Genomic DNA, 17,521 nt, shown 5'->3' with positions numbered 1-17,521 from the left:
CGTGGGCGCCCGTCCACGATTCCTTCCATCCGCGCCCTCGTCCTGCGTCTGGCCCGGGGAGACTGCCACTGGGGCTATCGGAGGGTCCACGGCGGGCTCACCATGCTTGGCATCACGGTCGCGCCATCCACGATCTGGGAGATCCTCAAGCGGGAAGGTGTCGATCCGGCACCCGACCGGGGGTCGACCACCTGGGCCGACTTCCTGCGCTCCCAAGCCAGGCGCTACTGGCGTTTGACTTCATCGAGACCGTCACCTTGGATGGGCGGCGTCAGTACGTCCTGGCCGTCATCTACCACGCCACCAGACGCATCCGGGTGCTCGGCGCCACCGCACACCCGACCGCGCATTTGGTTGCGCAAGCGTTCGAGAACCTGGTCATGGATCTGGAGTACGCCGGGACCGCTACTTGATCCGCGACCGGGACGGCAAGTTCCCCGCGCTCACGGACCGGACCCTCGCTGAGGCCGGTATCCGGGTGCCACAAATGAACGCGATCATGAAACGGCGGTGCAGTCCTGCCGCCGCGAACTACTCGACCGCTGCCTACTCTGGAACGAACACCACCTGCGGCATGCCCTGCGCGGTTACGACAGTTCTACAACCGGCACCGCGCCCATCAAGCCCTCGCCCAGGCAGCCCTACTGCGTCCTGTCCCGGATCCGATCATCGATCAAGAACGGATCGCGAGCTTGACCATACGCTGGAGGGACCGGCTCAGCGGAATCCTTCACGAGTACTCACATGCCGCTTGAACTGCACGGATGGAGCTTTCGGCAGGTACAGAGCCGACCCGCCTCGGCCATAAGATCGCCGCTTCTACCGTCTGGAACATCCTGAACCGAGCCAGGATCGATCCTGCCCCGCGCCGTGACAGCCCGACGCGGAAACAGTTTCTGACCGCCCACGACGAGCAAATCGTCGCGGTCGATTTCCTGCACGTGTCGTACTCAGATCTCCGTGACCCGCCCTGCACCGACCTGCAGGCGACGGCTCACCTGCACCGCCTCGAGCATGCGCCGATCGTGCGTGACCAGCAGCAGCGTGCCTGGATAGTGCGCGAGCGCCGACTCCAGCTGCTCGATCGCGGGCAGGTCGAGATGGTTGGTCGGCTCGTCGAGCACGAGGAGGTTGACGCCCCGGGCCTGCAACAACGCCAGAGCCGCCCGGGTCCGCTCGCCAGGCGACAGGGTCGCGGCCGGTCGCATCACGTGTGCGGCCTTCAACCCGAACTTGGCCAGCAGCGTACGCACCTCGGCGGGCGGCATCGGCGAGACCAGCGCCCCGAAGGCGTCCAGCAACGGCTCGCCTCCCAGGAAGAGTCCGCGGGCCTGGTCGACCTCTCCGACCACCACGCCGGGGCCGAGCGAGGACTGCCCCTCCTCCAGCGGGAGCCGGCCGAGCAGCGCGGCCAGCAACGTGGACTTGCCCGCGCCGTTGGCCCCGGTGATGGCCACCCGCTCGGCCCAGCCGATCTCCAGATCGACAGGACCGAGTGTGAAGGAGCCACGGCGGGCCAACGCCCCGCGCAGGGTGGCGACGACCGCTCCGGCGCGGGGCGCGGCGGCGATCTCCATCCGCAGCTCCCACTCCTTGCGCGGTTCCTCCGCCACTTCGAGCCGCTCGATCAGCCTCTCCGTCTGCCGGGCCTTGGCTGCCTGCTTCTCGGTCGTCTCGGTCCGGGCGTTCCGCCCGACCTTGTCGTTGTCGTTCATCTTGCGGCGCGTGTTCTTGACGCCCTTTTCCATCCACGCACGCTGGGTACGGGCGCGCGCCTCCAACTGGGCGCGGGTGTCGGCGTACTGTTCGTACTGCTGTCTGGCGTGCGTCCGCGCGACCTCGCGCTCGGCAAGGTAGGCCTGGTAGCCGCCGCCGTACAGCCGAACCTGCTGTTGGGCCAGGTCGAGCTCGAGCACGCTGGTGACGGTCCTGGCGAGGAACTCGCGGTCGTGGCTGACCACGACCGTGCCCGGGCGCAGGCCGGTCACGAACTTCTCCAACCGGTCGAGCCCGTCGAGGTCGAGGTCGTTGGTCGGCTCGTCGAGCAGGAAGAGGTCGTAGCGGCTCAGCAGCAACGAGGCGAGCCCAGCACGGGCCGCCTGGCCTCCGGACAGCGAGGTCATCGGCTGGTCGAGGCCGATCGTGAGGCCCAGGTCGGCGGCCACCTGTGCGGCGCGCTCGTCGAGGTCCGCGCCACCCAGCGAGAGCCAGCGTTCCAGGCCCGTGCTGTAGTCGTCCTCGGCGCCCGGCAGCCCCTCCACCAGCGCCTGCGTGGCGGCGTCGAGGTCGCGCTGCGCCTGTGCGACGCCGGTACGTCGGGCCAGGAACAGGCCGACGGTCTCGCCCGGCCTGCGCTCCGGCTCCTGGGGCAGGTGGCCGACGACCGCCGTGGCCGGGGCGAGGCTGATACCGCCCTGCTCGGGTGCGTCGAGGCCGGCGAGCAGACGCAGCAGCGTCGACTTGCCCGCGCCGTTGACCCCGACCAGCCCGATGACGTCGCCGGGGGCGACGACGAAGTCGAGCCCCGAGAACAGGACCCGCTCCCCGTGCCCGGCCGCGAGATCCTTCACGACGATTGTTGCGCTCATGTCGTGAACGATGGTAGCGGCCATCCATCGGTTGACCGCCCTAGGCGGCGACTCCACCACCCAACCCCGGGGACGAAAGCAACATCAGTCAAGCCGGAGGCCGCCTTCAGCACCACAACACGACCCGGCCTCACCGCGGCATCGGACACCTGTCCCCATCGCAAGCCGATACCGGTCCGCCGACCATGATCGACCTGGCCAACCACCGAGTCCATCGCAAAGCGATCCTCGGAGGGCCCATCACCAGCTGACGCCGCCGCGAATCAGCAGGTCAAGTCTCGAATCCAATGATGGGAGCCCCACAGGTTTGACCCCCGGCGCCGCCACCTGTCATATTGAACTGACAGGTGTCAGCCAGACGTATCTAGGGTGGAAACGCTGACCAGTGAAGAGCTGCTGGCCGTGCTGGCCGCGGTCGGTCATCCGATCCGGCTGAGGATCATCGCCGAGCTCGCCCCGGGCCGCGTGCACGTCAGTGAGCTGGCACGACGGATCGGGGTGTCCCGCGCGCTGCTCTACATGCACCTCGAACGCCTGGAGAAGGCGGGCCTCGTCGAGGGACGCCTGGAGCTGGCCTCCGACGGCAAGGCGATGAAGTATCTCGAGCTCATGCCCTTCGAGCTCATCCTGACGACCGACACCGTCCTCGCGGCTCTCCGCGCGGACCAAGAGGAAGGACCGCAGTGACCGATATCGGGTCCATCGTGATCCCCATCACGGTGATGCTGATTCTGGTCGGTGGCGTCACCGGGTGCGTCGCCTTCTACTTCCGGTTCGAGAGGCATCGCACCGATGTCCTGGCCGGGGAACTGGCGAAGAACCGGGAGCTGGCCGAGCAGATGCACGCCAGGCTCGGTGAGCTGACCGACCGGGTGGCCGCGGTGGAGCAACTCCTGCGCAGCGTCGGCTGACAACCTCCGGGGGCGAGCGCCAACTCGCCCCCGGAGCCGAAGAAACCGCACGACCACGCCTGTGACGGCGTGCCTTTGACGCGTACGTGTCTCCATGGAAAGGAGAGCAGCTCATGCTGCTCGAACGCAAACCAGCCGGCTGGCTGGTCGTTCTGCTCTGCCTGGGGTTCGCCACCCCGCCCGACGCGAAGTCCTTCGTGGACGAGTTCGTCCCCCGGCAGTTGAAGGAACACCAGGTCCCCGGGGCGGCGGTCACCGTGGTCACCAGGGACGGGCCGGTCTTCGCCGCCGGATATGGCGTGGCGGACCTGTCGACCGGACGTCCCGTCGACCCCGCGCGCACCGTCTTCGCTCCCGCGTCCGTCGTCAAACTGATCACCGCGACCGCGGTGATGCAACTCGTCGAACAGGGGCGCGTCGACCTGAACGCCGACGTCAACACCTACCTCACCGACTTCAAGATCGCCGATGCCTTCCCCGGTCGACCGGTCACCATGGCCCACCTGCTCACCCACACGGCGGGCTTCGCCGCCAGTGACTTCGGCACCGGGGCGGCGAGCCCGTCGGAGGTTCACCCGCTGGGCGCCCACCTCGCCGACCACCAGCCGGTCCGGATCCGCCCACCCGGCACGCGCGCGGTCTACTCCAACTACGGAATGGGACTGGCGGGCCATATCGTCGAGCTCCGTTCGGGCCTGCCCTTTCATCGGTACGTGCAGGAGCACATCCTCGACCCGCTCGGCATGACCGACACCACCCTGGCCCAGCCCGAGCCGGAACACATCGCCGAAGCGCTGGCCCCCGGATACCTACTGGTGAATGGCCGTCAGATCCGGGCCACGGGCACGATGTATGGGCACATGCCCCCACACGGTGCCGGATTCCGCTCGACCGCGACCGATATGGCCAAGTTCATGGTGGCCCAGCTGAACGGCGGCGGGGTGATCCTCAAGCCGGAGAGCGTGCGCCTGATGCAGGGGCGGCGGTTCGGCAACGCCGAGGGCACGTCCGGCATGGGGTACGGGTTCCAGGAGTACACCAGGAACGGCCACCGCCTCCTCGTCCACCGAGGCAGCATTCCCGGATATTTCGCCATCCTCGCCCTGCTGCCCGACCAGGGCCTCGGCATCTACGCGTCTTATAACGGCAGCGGAAAGGGCGCCCCCGACTCGGCCTGGGACCTCGTGAACGCCTTCACCGACCGTTTCGCCGCCTCCACCCCGTCATCCGATCCGGTTGCGCCCGCCGCCTCGTTACCGGACCCCGCCGGTTTCGCCGGCACTTACCGATCCACTCTGATCGACGACACCACCGACCTGAGCAAGATCAGCGCCCTCATGAACGTCGTGACCGTCTCCGCGGCCAAGGACGGGACCCTGACGACCACCGGCCCGGTCACGTTCGGAGCGGCGCAGACCCGGCAGTGGACGCAGATCGCACCGGGTCTCTTCCAGGAGAAGAGCGGCCACCGGAGGATCCGGTTCGACGCCGACGGCGTGCTGGCCACCGAGAACCCCGCCGGCCCGCTGAAGCGGCTGGCCTGGTACGAACTGCCCGCCCTGCACCTCGGCGTTCTCGGCCTGAGCCTGTTCGTACTGCTGCTGTCCGCCCTGGCCTGGCCCGTCGTATCCGTCATCGGGTACGTCCGTCGCCGCCCCGCCCGCGCGCCACGCCTGGCCGGGTTGCCCGGCTGGGCCACGGCGGCGCTCGTCGTGGCCTCCGCCGGTGCACTCGCGGCGCTGTTCGCGGACTTCGACGCGAATCAGGCCGCCTACTTCCTCGGCGGGTCCCCGTTGTTCTCCGTCATCCTGACCCTGCCCGTGCTCGCGGCGGTGGCGACCGTCGCGACGGTGGTCGTCGTCGTGTTCGCCTGGCGTCAGGGCTGGTGGAGCAGGCTCGGCCGGATCCACCACACGGCCGTCGCACTCGCCGCAGTGGCCTTCCTCGCCGTGGCGGCCTCCTACAACCTCATCTGAGCCTGACAACGGGGGTTCGGTCGAAGCGGTACCCGGGACGATGTCCGAAACACACGTGGCTGCGGAACCTCTAGGCGCCGGCGCGTTGCTCGCAGTAGGCGGCGAGGTCGGCGTGGCCGGCGTTCCGGTAGGAACGCTCTGCCAGGGCGTAATAGGAGGCGGCCTCCCCGGGTTCGGCGGCGGTCTGTGCCAAACCGAGGAGGGCGTGGGATTCTCCGAGCCCGTTTCCGATCGACCGGTACAGCCGGAGTGACTCCTGGAAGGGCTCTTTCGCGTCGCGCCGGGAACCGGCCGCCAGGCGGGCACCGGCCAGGCCCAGCAGTGCGCCCGCCTGACCGAGGCGGTCGTCGAGATCCCGGTAGGTCTCGTGGGCGGTCACGTAGGCGGCCTGGGCGGCGGCGGGGTCGCCGGTCAGGCGGGCGAGATCGCCCAGGCTCTTGGCCGCGTTCGCCCGGCCGAGCCGGTATCCGATCGCCTCGCAGAGAACCATCGCCTCGTGGTATTCGCGTTCGGCGGTGCCGAAGTCGCCCAGCCGGAGTGCGACATCTCCCAGGCCGAAGGCCGTGTACGCCTGACCGAGGCGGTAGCCGGCGTCGCGGTACACGAGCCGGGCCGCGCGGTAGCCGTCGCGCGCGGCCTCGTGGTCGTCGCGCATGGCGTCGAGGTCGGCGAGCCCCTTGACGGCGTTGGCCTCGCCCAGGGAATCGCCCAGTTCCGCGAACAGGGACCGGGCCCGGCGGTAGTGATCTTCGGCCGTGTCCTTCTCTCCGCGCATCTTGGCGGAGTAGCCGAGCCCTTTGAACGCCTGGGCCTCGCCCGCGCGGTCGGACGAGATCCGGAAGAGTCCGAGGGCGTCCCGGTAGTGGCGGTCGGCGGCCTCGTAGTCGTCGTGGAGGACACAGAGGTCGCCGAGGCCGATGCCCGCGCCGGCACGTTCCGGCACGGTGTCCATGGCGGCGGCCTCGGTGTAGAGGTCACGGGCCGTGGCGTGGTCGCCGAGCATGCGGGTGACGTCGCCCAGGCCCGTGAGGACCTGGGCGAGCCGCGCCGAGACGCCGTGAGGCCGCAGGAGCGTGGCCGCCGTCGTATAGCGGGCGTGTGCCAGGTCGTAACGGCCGTGCAGGTAGTGCTTCGCGGCCTCGTCGATGAGCCCGGCCACGGGTTCGGGCGGTTCAGCGGGCACCGGTGCCGTCCTTGGCCCAGGAGCCTCTGCGCATGGCTGGCAGCCACAGGACGAAGGCCGCGGCCGGCACCAGGGCGTACCAGGCCATCCCGCCGGACGGCCCGAACCGGTCGATCAGCCATCCCATGGCCAGGTAGCCGAGCCCGATCAGCGCGGACTCGATGAAAGTGATCACCGAGAGCAGGCTGGCCCGGAATCGGGAGGGGACCGCCTCGTTGAAGACGTTGTCGATGACGACCGCCGTGATGTCGGGTACGCCGATGACCAGCAGGAAGAGACCCGCGGTGAGCCAGGGGTTGCCGGCCCCGGTCAGGGCCAGGCCGGCGGCCAGGGCCAGGACGGTCAGCGGGACCAGGGCGCGGAGCGGGATCCGCTCGTCGGCACGGACCGCGAGCAGCGGCGTGAATCCGCCGAGGAGGTACGCGGCGGAGATGACCAGCGCCACGACGGCGGTCGGAGCGCCCTGGTCGCTCAGGCTCCCCTGAGTGAAGATGAAGTAGGGAGTGGTCGTGGCGTGCATCAGCCCCGACACGACGACGAGGCTGGCCAGCTGGGGTGTGAGGATCGACAGCAGGGCCCTCCACCGCCCCGACGGTGCGGGGCCGCTCTCCTCTCCGTCTCCGGGTTCGTCGGCGTCCTCGCCACGCATTTCCGGTACGCGGGTCAGCAGGACCGTCGCGGCCAGGAGGAGCGCGCCGCCGGACACCGCGTAGACCAGTTCCCAGGAGAACCGCTGGAGGAAACCACCGGCGGCGATGGCGATCCCCATGCTGGTCGCGCCGAAGGCGGCGTACCGCGACTTGACGCGGAGGTACTCGGTCTTCAGGCCACGCTGCCTGAGCAGGTCGTAGAGAAGCGCGGTCTCGGCGCCGGAGACGCAGGCGAACGCCACGCCCTGCAGGAGGAACAGGCCGAGGAAGACCGGGAAGCCGCCCGGCAGGAGGATCTGCCCCAGGATGCAGAGACCGGAGAGCACCTGCCCGGTCACGATGCTGAACCGGCGGCCGAACCGGTCGGCCAGGAATCCGGTGGGGATCTCCGCGAGGGAACTGGACAGGTAGAGGACGGTCTGGAGCAGCGCGATCTGCGCGGCGGAGAAGCCCTGGTTCGCCAGGTAGAGCACGAAGACGCCGCGTTGCAGCAGCGTGTTGCTGAGGATCGCGTACACGTAGAAGGGCAGGGCGATCCGCCGGGAGACGGCGGCCGGATCGGTCTGAAGAGGGGTGGTCATCAGGCGCTCTGCCCCGCCTGGAGGAGCGACCTGACCCGCAGGTACGCCTCGCGTTCGGCACCGGGCTCGCCGAACGCGCCCGAGACCAGGAAGGGAACGAGGTCAGGAGAGAAACCGAATCGCACGCCGATATCGTCGTACATCCTGGCCATCCCGGGGATGAACATCGCCGGAAGCGCGTCGTGGCGCCACAGCCGGGGCAGCACGAGTGAGGCCTCGAAACCGGTGCACGCCGCCTGGTAGGAGCTCTCTCCCACGCTCTGCTCCACCGACATGGAGCTGATCGGCCGGCGTGTCGGGGCGAACGGGTGGTCGTAGCGGTCGTCGGCGCCGAGCAGGTCGTCGGAGATGATCCGGGCGATCAGCGGGGAGTTGTGGAAGCCGTCCCGGTAGGTTCCCGTGGCGATGTAGAGGCCGTCGAGCGGCCCCCATCCGAGGAGCGGGTAGGTGTCGAGCGATACCGGGCGGTTCCCGATCCGCCACTCGTCGATCTCCGCGAAGGAGAACGAGTGGTTGAGCTGGTCGATCGCGCACTGGAGGAGGAAGTGCGACAGGCCCGCGGAGGTGCGGGTGCGCGGCTCCGGGAAGATCAGGTTGGTGGCGCCCACGTAGTCGCGGCCGTCGGGCATCGGGATCGCGTGCAGGCCGCAGGACCCCGCCCGGGTGACGCTGCGGACGACGTGTTCGAACGGCCGGGCGTTCGGACGGTGGGTGACCAGGGAGATGCCGGCGCCGGCGAACACGGGCTGGACGTCGGCCGGGTCGAGCACCGTGTCGAGGATCGGCGTGGTGAACGCGCCCGCTGCCACCACCACCGTCTCCGCGCTCCAGGTCTCACCGTCGGCGGTCAGCACACCGGTCACCCGGCCGGCCGTCCGGACCAGCGCCTTCACCTCTGCGTCGACGAAGGTGACGCCCCGGGATTCGAGTGCGGCGGCCAGCGCCGAATAGAAGGTGCCGCTTTCCACCGCCCCTTCGCCGGGGAGGAACAGAGCGCGCAGGGGCCGGGCGGACGGAGTGGGATCGAGGCCGACGATCTTCCGGGGATCGACGATTTCGTGCGCCGCCCCGAAATCCTCCGCCGCGGCGATCATCGCGTCGAAGTTCTCCGAGTCGAGGTCGCCGGAAACGGTGTTCTCCAGCACGATCGTGCCGTCTCTGGTCGGCACGGGCGGCAGCTCGGCGGCGCCCCTGACCTGGTCGATCCAGTCGGGCCACAGGCCGAGGGCGGTGCGGCACATGGCGAACTTCGCCCGGGACGCCTCGCTGATCAAAGTGTATTTCGTGACCTCGGCAAAGCAGTTCAGCATTGCGCCGGAGGCGAATGTCCCGGCGCCCGTGTGATGCCTCGGACCCACAATGACAATTCGGGTCGACGGATTTCGCCGAGTTAATTCGAAGGCCGCAGAGAGCGCCAGAATACCATTTCCTGAAAACAGGACATGTGACGAGTTCACTCGTGGAACATAGGTGTCGAAAATTCTAAAGTCAACCCTTGTAGGGCATTGCACTCCCTGGTTAGTTTACTGATGCTGGAACCGTTCCAAGCCGCCACGAGGGCGCTTCTCACCTTTAAGTAAGGAGCTGGACATGGAGCAGGTAACCACCGATCAGAGCACCGTCGCCGCCGAGCAGGTGAGCGACCGCGAGAGCGTGGAGCTGCGCTTCACCGACCTGAGCAGCCCCGACATGGTGGCGGGCCTCGCCCGCCGCTGCTAGGAAAGATCGCCCCCTGCGGTGCGCCGCAGGGGGCGTTTATCCATTTGTGCCGGATGGGGGACATTAGGAGGGTTTTCCTTGGGGATCCCGGCCCGCTCCGTTAGGGTTGCCAAAGTAGGCGACGGCTCACGTTTAGCAGACTTCGACGAACCGGTTCTCTTCCACGGGCTGCAGTCAGAGTGGCCCGCGGTCTCTTCCTGGAATATCGATTTCTTTACGCGGCGTTACGGCGACGCCCTGGTCCCGGTACGCAGCTACCCGCCCGGCTCGGAATACGAATTCAGCATCGAACGAAGTAATCTGGGCGATTACCTGAAATACTGGGGCGAGACCGACCCTGATCCCGGCTTTTCTCGCCGGCGTCTCTACCTGGCCGAGTGGAACTTCACCCGCGACCATCCCGACCTGCTGGACTACTTCCAGATCCCCGAGATCTTCGCGGACGACTGGATCGACCGGCTGCCCGAGCAGGTGAGGTTCGGCCGCATGTGGCTGTTCTTCGGTGAACCGGGCTGCTCCACCGGCCTGCACACCGACACGTTCTCGACCAGCGCCTGGCTCTCCATGATCTTCGGGCGCAAGGTGCTGCGCTTCCTCCACCCCTCCCGTTCGGGCGAACTGGCCAGAGGCGACAGTCTCTGGAGCGAGGACACCCTGTCCCGGGTCCTCCCCGACGGCGACGGCGATCTGCTCTCCGAGGTCGTCCTCGGCCCCGGCGAGACGCTGTACATCCCCGGCGACTGGTACCACGAGGTGCGCAACCTCGACCGCAACCTCATGCTCACCGCCAACTTCGCCGAAGAGCGGCGGCTGCTCTCCTTTCTGGAGAAGTTCGAGTCCCGGCTCACCGAACCGCTGGCGCGTCTTCGCGACCTGCGCAACGAACACGTGCGCAGATGGCGGGAGCGGGAGTGCGGCGACAGCGAGCTCGACCTGCCTGAGTTCCGCGACCGCCAGCTCGTGTGGGTGGACCAGGTGACCTCCGGCCTGACCGACTACCACCGGACGCTGACCGGCCTTGGACACTGACCCGATCAGAGTGGCCTTCGACTCCATGCCGGCCACCCTCGACCGGCCGATGCTGGCCGACCACAGCGGCCTCCAGCTCGCCGCCCTCACGACCCTGCCCCTGATGGCCTCGGACCGGCCCGGCGACCCGCCCGTCGAGGTGGGCGCCGTCGCCCACCCCGCCGACGACGGGCTCCGCTACGGGTTCACGGTCCGTCGGGGACTCCGGGGGCGGGACGGCGGCGCGCTGACCGCCGCCGACTACCGCGACGCGCTGGTGCGCACGGCACGGGGCGGGACCGCCGCCGGATACTGGCTGAGGAACGTCCATCGGGTGGACGTGATCGGCCGGGACGTCCTAGAGATCCACCTCAGGGCCCCCGACTTCGGGTTTCCCGGCCTGCTGGCACTCCCCGGACTGACCCCGGGGCAGGGATTGGACGACGGGGCGGGACGTTACCGGCTGGCCTCGGCCGGTCCTCGCACTCTCGTACTGGAGCCGACGGGCAATCTGGCGGACGGTCGCCTCCGCCGCCGGATCGTCGTCCGCCGGATCAAGAGCCCTGACCTGAACGTGGCGCGCTTCGAGTCCGGCCGGGTCGACGTGACGTCCGACACCGCCTTTCCGTACGCCCGCCTCACGGAGTTCCGGTCGCGGCGGGAGATCCGGGTCCGGCAGATCGGGGTCTTCGTGACGCTGTCCTTCGAAGGCGACCTCGCCGGTGACTCGGGGCTGCCGGTCCGGCGGGCCGTGCTGCGGGCGCTGACGGAACCGGCGCTGGAAGAGCTGCTGCCGGGACCGCTGATGAGGGTGCCGGACTTCCTGCCGACGCCCGGCTTCGAGGCGGCGTACACGCTGGCTTCGAAACGCCGGAACGGCGTGGTGCCCGCCGCGCACCGCCGCGGCAGTGCGGGCGGGATCCACCGCCTCGTGTACGACACCTACTATCCGAACAGGGAGATCGCCATGGCGGTGGCCGGCGTCCTGCGCGAGGCGGGGATCAGGGTCCGCCTGGTGCCGGACAGGTACGAGAACCGGGCCGAGTCCGGAGAGCTCCGGCTGAACCTGTTCCGGGCGATGCGGGGAGACCTGCTGGGGGTCTATCGCGGCCTGGCGTTCCTCGGTCTCGTCCGGGCGACGGGGTTGTTCCCCGCCTTCGAGCGGGTTCTGCGGGAGTTCGACGCGCGCCCGCACGGCGTCGCCGAAGCCCGGAAGGCGGCCGGTGAGCTCGACGCGATGATCGCCGACCGGGCGGTGTGCGTCCCGATCGCCGAGGTACCGGGGGTCTGCCTGGCCCGCGATTCCCGCCTTCCCTGGGAGTGGGCCGGATGCTCACCGAACTGAGGGAGCGATTCCCGCTCGGGCTGATGCTCAGCGAGGAGGTCACCGTGACCTCGGACGCCGACGGCACCTTCACCTTCCACGGCGCCCGCGGGTTCCGGCTGCACGGCGCCGACCGGGGCCTCGCGAGCTGGATCAGGCGGCTGGTCTCCGGTGTCTCCTGGCCCGCCCTCGACGCGACCCCGGATCCACGACCGGAGATCCTGGGGGAACTGGCGGTTCGCGGCATGCTCGTCGCCAAGCCGCCGTCGGTGGAGCCCGGCCAGCTCACCCGCCAGCTCCGCTGGCTCGCGCACCGCAGCCCCCTCCCGGAGGGGGCGCAGGCGATGATCTCCCGGCACCGGGCCGTGATCCTGGGCTGCGGGGGTGTCGGCTGCCTGGCGGCCGCCCATCTGGCCGCGATGGGGGTGGGCGAGCTCGTCCTCGTCGACCACGACGTCGTGGAGATCACGAACTTCAACCGGCAGCTGACCTACCGGCGCGCCGACCTGGGCAGGCCGAAGGCGGAGGCGCTCGGCGACTTCGTCACCGACCGCTATCCGGCCACGGCGGTCTCCAGCCTGAACGTCTTCGTGGACACGCGGGCGGCGCTGGAGGACCACGGCCTGGTGGGCGGTCAGGACACGACGCTGTTCTGCTGCGCCGACCGTCCGGCGGGAGCACTGTCCGCCCTGGTGGCGCGGGCCGCGCGCGAGCGGGGAACCCCTGTGCTCTTCGCGTCGGCCGGGCTCACCGAGGCGGCGGTGGGCCCGCTGCTCACCCCGGACGGCACCGCCCTGTTCGCCGAGGAGATGGACCAGGTGGCTGAGGCCGCCGACCGGTCGGTCGGCGATCCGATCATGGGCGCCTCGCTGGCCCCGGTGAACACGATGGCGGCCGCCTGGATGGTCTTCGCGTGGCTGAACGGCGTGATCCTTCGACGCCCGGAGGAGACGGCCGATCGCAGGCTCGTCCTGGATCTGGACCCTCCGGGGATGCATGAGGAGAGGACCTGGAAGTGAACTCTTTTCCGGTGGACGTACACCACCAGAGCTGGGACGCCCCACTGTCACCGAACGCCCGGGAACTGCGGGACCTCTTCGGTGTCGACACCGCGCTCAAGGGCGTCACCGTGGCCCCGGTCGACCTGCGGCTCGACGGGATCACCCTGATCACCGGTTTCAGCGGCACCGGGAAGTCGAGCCTGCTCAGGGAGCTCCGGCGGGCCGGGCGCGTGCGGACGGCCGACGACCTGCCCGCCATCGCGCCGGACGAACGGGTCATCGACCTGTTCGACGGAGAGGTCCGGCGGAACGTGGCGTGGCTGAGCCGCTTCGGCCTGGGTGAGCCCCGGTTGATGATGTCCAGGCCCGCGCACCTGTCCGAGGGGCAGTTCCACCGGCTGACCCTGGCCCGCCTCGCGCGGTCCGGCGGCGAGGTGATCGCCGTCGACGAGTTCTGCTCGAACCTCGACCGGACGACGGCCCGGGTCATCGCGCACGGATTCCAGAAGGCGTGCCGGACGGTGGGCGTCAGCGCCGTCGTGGCCACCTCCCACGACGACCTCACGGAGTTCCTCTGCCCGGACGACCATGTGCACCTGGACTTCGAAGGCGGCGCCGAGCGGCGGAAACCGCAGGATTCGGGGCTGTCCCGGTGGCTCGCCGAGGAGTTCACGGAAGGACCCGGAACCCGCGCCGACTACGACCGTCTCGCCGCCTACCACTACCGGTCCGACGACGAGCGGTGGATCGACTGGGAGAACCTGGTCACCGAGGTCCGCACGGTCACGGCCGGGGGCAGGATCGCCGCGGTGAAGGTCTTCTGCAGGCCGTTCCCCCTGGCGTTCGAGGTCCTGCCGACCCTCAGGGCGATCAACGACCGGCTGCTCAGCCAGGAGCGGGTGATCGTCCATCCGGCCTTCCGGGGGCTCTCGCTCAACGCCCTGATGTGGCCGGGCGAAGACGGCGCGAAGACGCTGGTGGCGCAGTCGGCGCTGGGGGCGTTCTTCCCCTTCAACCTCCGCGTCGGCTACCGGCGGGTGGACCACCCGTCGGAATCCCCGGCCCCCTCCCAGCTCGCCATGGTGGCCGCCCTGCGGGAGTTCGACCCGGACGCCAACCCCAACTCGGTCGAAGCGATCCGCAAACTGCTCGCGGGTGTCGACGGCGGCCAGGTCGAGAGGCTCCGCGCCCTGGTGACCGAGGCCCTGGTCGACTGCACCTGCCGGCAGATCGAGTTCCTGGCGGGCCTGGCGGATCTCGAAGCCCTGCCCGCCGACCTCGAAGCGGTGCGCGAGATCGTCGGCAGGGCGGTGCGGACGGCCGACCGCGACGGCCTGGCCCTGTTCGTGGAGACCGCGGCGCCGTTCCGGATGGCGGGCTTCGTCCGCCCGTGAAGGCCGAGGCTGACGAATTGTGCCAGTGGCTCGACCGGCTCAGGGACCGGGACGGCGTGACGGTCGAGATCTTCGCCGAGGTCGTCGCGGAGCGCCGGCACCGCCTGTCCGGCGGTGTTCTCACGCGGGACGCGGAAGCGGCCACGGAGGGCTTCGCGATCACGACCGATCGTCGTGGCGAGGTCTCCGGGATCGGCGTCAACGGCCTGTCCGCCGCGCACGTGCGGGGCGGGCTCACGACGGTGTCCGCCAAGAGCGGGGTCGGGGCGCTGGCCTCCCCGGCGGTCATCGGCCTGCTCCGGAACGTCCTCGCCGAATGGAGCGCCGCTCTCGGCGGATTCCCGGCGAGCGAGGAGAAGGCGTGCGCCGACCTGCTGCGCGCGGCGGAGGGCGCGGCCGGATCGGCCCTGAGCGGGTTCGAGGCCGGATACTCCGGATCGCTGAGGCATTTCCTGGTCCTCGGACCGCACGGCTGGCACCGCTCCTGCCCGCAGGAACACCACCTGCTCGAATTCCGGGCCACGGCGGGAGAGGCCCAGGGCTACCGGCGGGTGGGAACGCGCGACGGTTCCCGATGGGGTGACTGGGCCGAGCGCGCCCTGCCGCACGCGGCCGAGGCGGGCGGTATCGCCAGGGCCAAACGCGGCGCTCCCGAGGTGCGGGAACACGTCATGCCGGTCGTGGCGGCGCGAGGCGCCAGCGGAGTGCTCGCCCACGAGCTTCTCGGCCATCCACTGGAGGCCGACGTCGCGTCGAGCGGGGCGGCGGGCGTGACGTGGTCGGCGGGGGACCGGATCTGCCCACTCTCCCTCAACGTGGTCGACGACCCTTTCGTACCGGACGGATGGGGTGGTTTCCCCCACGACGACACCGGTCACCCGGCCACCCGGAGAAGGGTGGTCCACGACGGCGTGGTCGCCGGTCACATCGACGGAGCGGGCAGCCGGAGACGGCAGTCCTTCCAATGGCGCCCCCTCCCGCGGATGAGCAACCTCCGCGTGGAGGCCGGGCCCGACCGCGCCGCCGACCTCCTCGCCGGGGCGGACGGCGGGCTCTACCTGGTCAGGCTCGGCGCGGGCAAGGTGTCCGACGACGGCCGGTTCGCCGTCGGCGTCGCCGAGGCGTTCCGGATCCGCGACGGCGCACCGGCGGAACCGGTGGCCGAGTGCGTGGTCGAGGGCCAGGTGGCCGAGGCGATCGCGCGCATCGAGGGGATCGGCGACGACCCGGCCATGGGGAGCCCCGCGGCGTGCGGGAAGTTCGGCCAGGACGTCCCCGTGGGTGACGGCGGGCCGACACTGCTGATCACGGGACTGACGGTCCGGCCGGGCTCCCTGTGATGTTGCCGCTCTTTCTGAGACTAGGTAAGGATCTCGAGTCATGGGACACCTTGAGGCCTCGCACATCGAGTACTACCTCCCCGACGGGCGCCTGCTGCTGGACGACGTGTCGTTCCGGCTCGGCGAGGGTGCGGTGGCGGCGATGGTCGGAGCCAACGGCGCGGGCAAGACGACGCTGCTGCGGATGCTGTCCGGCGAGCTCCAACCGCACGGCGGCACCATCACCTCAAGCGGCGGCGTGGGGGTGATGCCCCAGTTCGTCGGCTCGGTGCGGGACGAACGGACGGTCCGCGACCTCCTCGTGTCGGTGGCACCGCCGCGCATCCAGGAGGCCGCGGCCGCGGTGGACGACGCGGAACACCGGGTCATGACCGTGGACGACGAGCCCGCGCAGATGGCCTATGCCCAAGCGCTGAGCGACTGGGCCGCGATCCAGGGCTACGAGGTGGAGACGGTCTGGGACATCTGCACCATGGCCGCCTGCGGGATGCCCTACGACAAGGCGCAGTACCGCTCGGTCCGCACCCTGTCGGGCGGAGAGCAGAAGCGGCTGGTGCTGGAGTCCCTGCTGCGCGGCCCCGACAGCGTCCTGCTGCTCGACGAGCCCGACAACTACCTCGACGTACCGGGCAAGCGGTGGCTGGAGGAGCAGCTGACGGCGACCCGCAAGACCGTGCTGTTCATCTCGCACGACCGCGAGCTGCTGGCCCGCGCGGCGCAGCGGATCGTGGCCGTGGAACCGGCGCCCTCCGGCTCCAGCGCCTGGGTGCACGGCGGCGGGTTCGGCACCTTCCACGAGGCGAGAGAGGCCAGGTTCGCCCGTTTCGAGGAGTTGCGCCGCCGCTGGGACGAGAAGCACGCCCAGCTCAAGCGTCTCGTGGTGGACATGCAGCAGTACGCCTCCCGCAGCGAGGAGATGGCCTCCCGCTACCAGGCGGCCAAGACCCGGCTGCGCAAGTTCCAGGAGGCGGGCCCGCCCCCCGAACCGCCCCGCAAGCAGGAGATCCGGATGCGCCTGCGGGGCGGCCGCACCGGCGTGTGCGCCCTCGTGTGCAAGGACCTCGAACTCTCCCGGCTGATGAAGCCGTTCTCGCTGGAGGTGTTCTACGGGGAGCGGGTCGCCGTCCTGGGCTCCAACGGTTCGGGCAAGTCACACTTCCTGCGCCTGCTGGCCGGTGAGGACGTCGCTCACACCGGGACCTGGAAACTCGGAGCCCGCGTGAACCCCGGCCACTTCGCGCAGACCCACGCCCACCCCGAACTGGTGGGCCGCACCCTGACCGGCATCCTGTGGGATGAACACGCCAAGGACCGCGGCGCGGCGATGTCCGCCCTGCGCCGCTACGGCCTCGACCGCCAGGGCGACCAGGCCTTCGAGAAGCTCTCGGGCGGCCAGCAGGCGCGTTTCCAGATCCTGCTCCTGGAACTGGCCGGCACGACCGCTCTCCTCCTGGACGAGCCCACCGACAACCTCGACCTGGAATCGGCCGAGGCCCTTCAGGAGGGCCTGGAATCCTACGAGGGCACCGTGCTGGCGGTCACCCACGACCGCTGGTTCGCCCGCTCCTTCGACAGATACCTCGTCTTCGGCTCGGACGGCCTGGTCCGCGAGACCTCCGAACCCGTCTGGGACGAACGCCGCGTGGAACGCACCCGCTGAACCGCTTGTGGTCGCGCCGGGAGACTTGATCACCGACTGTCGCGGTGCCCGGCTCCGCGGAGAGTCCGAGGAACGGATTCCCGAGACCTACGGGCATCGCGACGGCTGACCACAAGCCTCCGGGCTGTCGCGATGATCTCTATTGCGACAACGGTTCCACCGGCCGGGGTGTCGGTGGGCGTAGGT

General features: G+C 69.8%; 15 protein-coding genes. 11 read left to right on the top strand and 4 right to left on the bottom strand.

Annotated elements, in window-relative coordinates:
- The first annotated feature begins 257 nt into the window (after positions 1-257).
- On the top strand, positions 258-413 hold the full coding sequence (locus ACYQ78_RS37385) for a hypothetical protein (RefSeq protein WP_459805722.1): 156 nt from the start codon (positions 258-260) through the stop codon (positions 411-413).
- Positions 414-950: 537 nt separating this feature from the next.
- On the opposite strand, the gene ACYQ78_RS37380 is transcribed toward ACYQ78_RS37385, so the two are convergent.
- The gene (locus tag ACYQ78_RS37380; RefSeq protein ID WP_459805721.1) at positions 951-2,588 is read right to left on the bottom strand and encodes an ABC-F family ATP-binding cassette domain-containing protein; all 1,638 of its coding nucleotides are present in this window, start codon (positions 2,586-2,588) and stop codon (positions 951-953) included.
- A gap of 369 nt (positions 2,589-2,957) precedes the next feature.
- Here ACYQ78_RS37380 and ACYQ78_RS37375 point away from each other — a divergent pair, with 369 nt between their 5' ends.
- The 3 genes from ACYQ78_RS37375 to ACYQ78_RS37365 all read left to right on the top strand — a co-directional run bounded on the left by ACYQ78_RS37375 (position 2,958) and on the right by ACYQ78_RS37365 (position 5,475).
- Complete coding sequence (locus tag ACYQ78_RS37375) at positions 2,958-3,275, top strand: ArsR/SmtB family transcription factor (RefSeq protein WP_459805720.1); 318 nt, start codon at positions 2,958-2,960, stop codon at positions 3,273-3,275.
- Entirely contained in the window at positions 3,272-3,499 is a 228-nt protein-coding gene (locus ACYQ78_RS37370; protein ID WP_459805719.1) for a hypothetical protein, read from the top strand. Before ACYQ78_RS37375 ends, ACYQ78_RS37370 begins: the two co-directional genes overlap by 4 nt.
- 113 nt (positions 3,500-3,612) lie before the next feature.
- Positions 3,613-5,475, top strand: a complete 1,863-nt coding sequence (locus ACYQ78_RS37365) for a serine hydrolase domain-containing protein (protein ID WP_459805718.1) — start codon at positions 3,613-3,615, stop codon at positions 5,473-5,475.
- A gap of 70 nt (positions 5,476-5,545) precedes the next feature.
- On the opposite strand, the gene ACYQ78_RS37360 is transcribed toward ACYQ78_RS37365, so the two are convergent.
- Genes ACYQ78_RS37360 through ACYQ78_RS37350 form a run of 3 tightly spaced genes read right to left on the bottom strand, consistent with a single transcriptional unit; the run spans position 5,546 to position 9,346 of the window.
- Entirely contained in the window at positions 5,546-6,658 is a 1,113-nt protein-coding gene (locus tag ACYQ78_RS37360) for a tetratricopeptide repeat protein (RefSeq protein WP_459805717.1), read from the bottom strand.
- Positions 6,648-7,889, bottom strand: a complete 1,242-nt coding sequence (locus ACYQ78_RS37355; RefSeq protein ID WP_459805716.1) for an MFS transporter — start codon at positions 7,887-7,889, stop codon at positions 6,648-6,650. The genes ACYQ78_RS37360 and ACYQ78_RS37355 overlap by 11 nt, the downstream gene beginning before the upstream one ends.
- The gene (locus ACYQ78_RS37350) at positions 7,889-9,346 is read right to left on the bottom strand and encodes an NAD(P)/FAD-dependent oxidoreductase (RefSeq protein ID WP_459805715.1); all 1,458 of its coding nucleotides are present in this window, start codon (positions 9,344-9,346) and stop codon (positions 7,889-7,891) included. The genes ACYQ78_RS37355 and ACYQ78_RS37350 overlap by 1 nt, the downstream gene beginning before the upstream one ends.
- A gap of 133 nt (positions 9,347-9,479) precedes the next feature.
- Between ACYQ78_RS37350 and ACYQ78_RS37345 the strand changes: the two genes are divergently transcribed.
- From ACYQ78_RS37345 to ACYQ78_RS37315, 7 genes are all read left to right on the top strand, one after another.
- Complete coding sequence (locus ACYQ78_RS37345) at positions 9,480-9,608, top strand: hypothetical protein (protein ID WP_459805714.1); 129 nt, start codon at positions 9,480-9,482, stop codon at positions 9,606-9,608.
- Between the two features lie 78 nt (positions 9,609-9,686).
- Positions 9,687-10,637: a cupin-like domain-containing protein gene (locus ACYQ78_RS37340; protein ID WP_459805713.1), complete on the top strand. Its 951-nt coding sequence runs from the start codon at positions 9,687-9,689 to the stop codon at positions 10,635-10,637.
- Positions 10,627-11,961: an ABC transporter substrate-binding protein gene (locus ACYQ78_RS37335; protein ID WP_459805712.1), complete on the top strand. Its 1,335-nt coding sequence runs from the start codon at positions 10,627-10,629 to the stop codon at positions 11,959-11,961. The genes ACYQ78_RS37340 and ACYQ78_RS37335 overlap by 11 nt, the downstream gene beginning before the upstream one ends.
- Positions 11,946-12,959 (top strand): HesA/MoeB/ThiF family protein, encoded by a 1,014-nt coding sequence (locus ACYQ78_RS37330; RefSeq protein WP_459805711.1) that lies wholly within the window; start codon positions 11,946-11,948, stop codon positions 12,957-12,959. The genes ACYQ78_RS37335 and ACYQ78_RS37330 overlap by 16 nt, the downstream gene beginning before the upstream one ends.
- Positions 12,956-14,335 carry a hypothetical protein gene (locus ACYQ78_RS37325; RefSeq protein WP_459805710.1) on the top strand — a complete coding sequence of 460 codons (1,380 nt, stop codon included), beginning with the start codon at positions 12,956-12,958 and terminating at the stop codon, positions 14,333-14,335. Before ACYQ78_RS37330 ends, ACYQ78_RS37325 begins: the two co-directional genes overlap by 4 nt.
- The gene (locus ACYQ78_RS37320; RefSeq protein ID WP_459805709.1) at positions 14,332-15,675 is read left to right on the top strand and encodes a TldD/PmbA family protein; all 1,344 of its coding nucleotides are present in this window, start codon (positions 14,332-14,334) and stop codon (positions 15,673-15,675) included. Before ACYQ78_RS37325 ends, ACYQ78_RS37320 begins: the two co-directional genes overlap by 4 nt.
- A gap of 40 nt (positions 15,676-15,715) precedes the next feature.
- Complete coding sequence (locus ACYQ78_RS37315) at positions 15,716-17,335, top strand: ABC-F family ATP-binding cassette domain-containing protein (RefSeq protein WP_459805708.1); 1,620 nt, start codon at positions 15,716-15,718, stop codon at positions 17,333-17,335.
- Positions 17,336-17,521 lie beyond the last annotated feature (186 nt).

The organism is Herbidospora sp. RD11066 (genome assembly GCF_054661255.1).
Note: the sequence above shows the minus strand (reverse complement) of the source record. Positions and strands in the feature narration are given on the sequence as shown.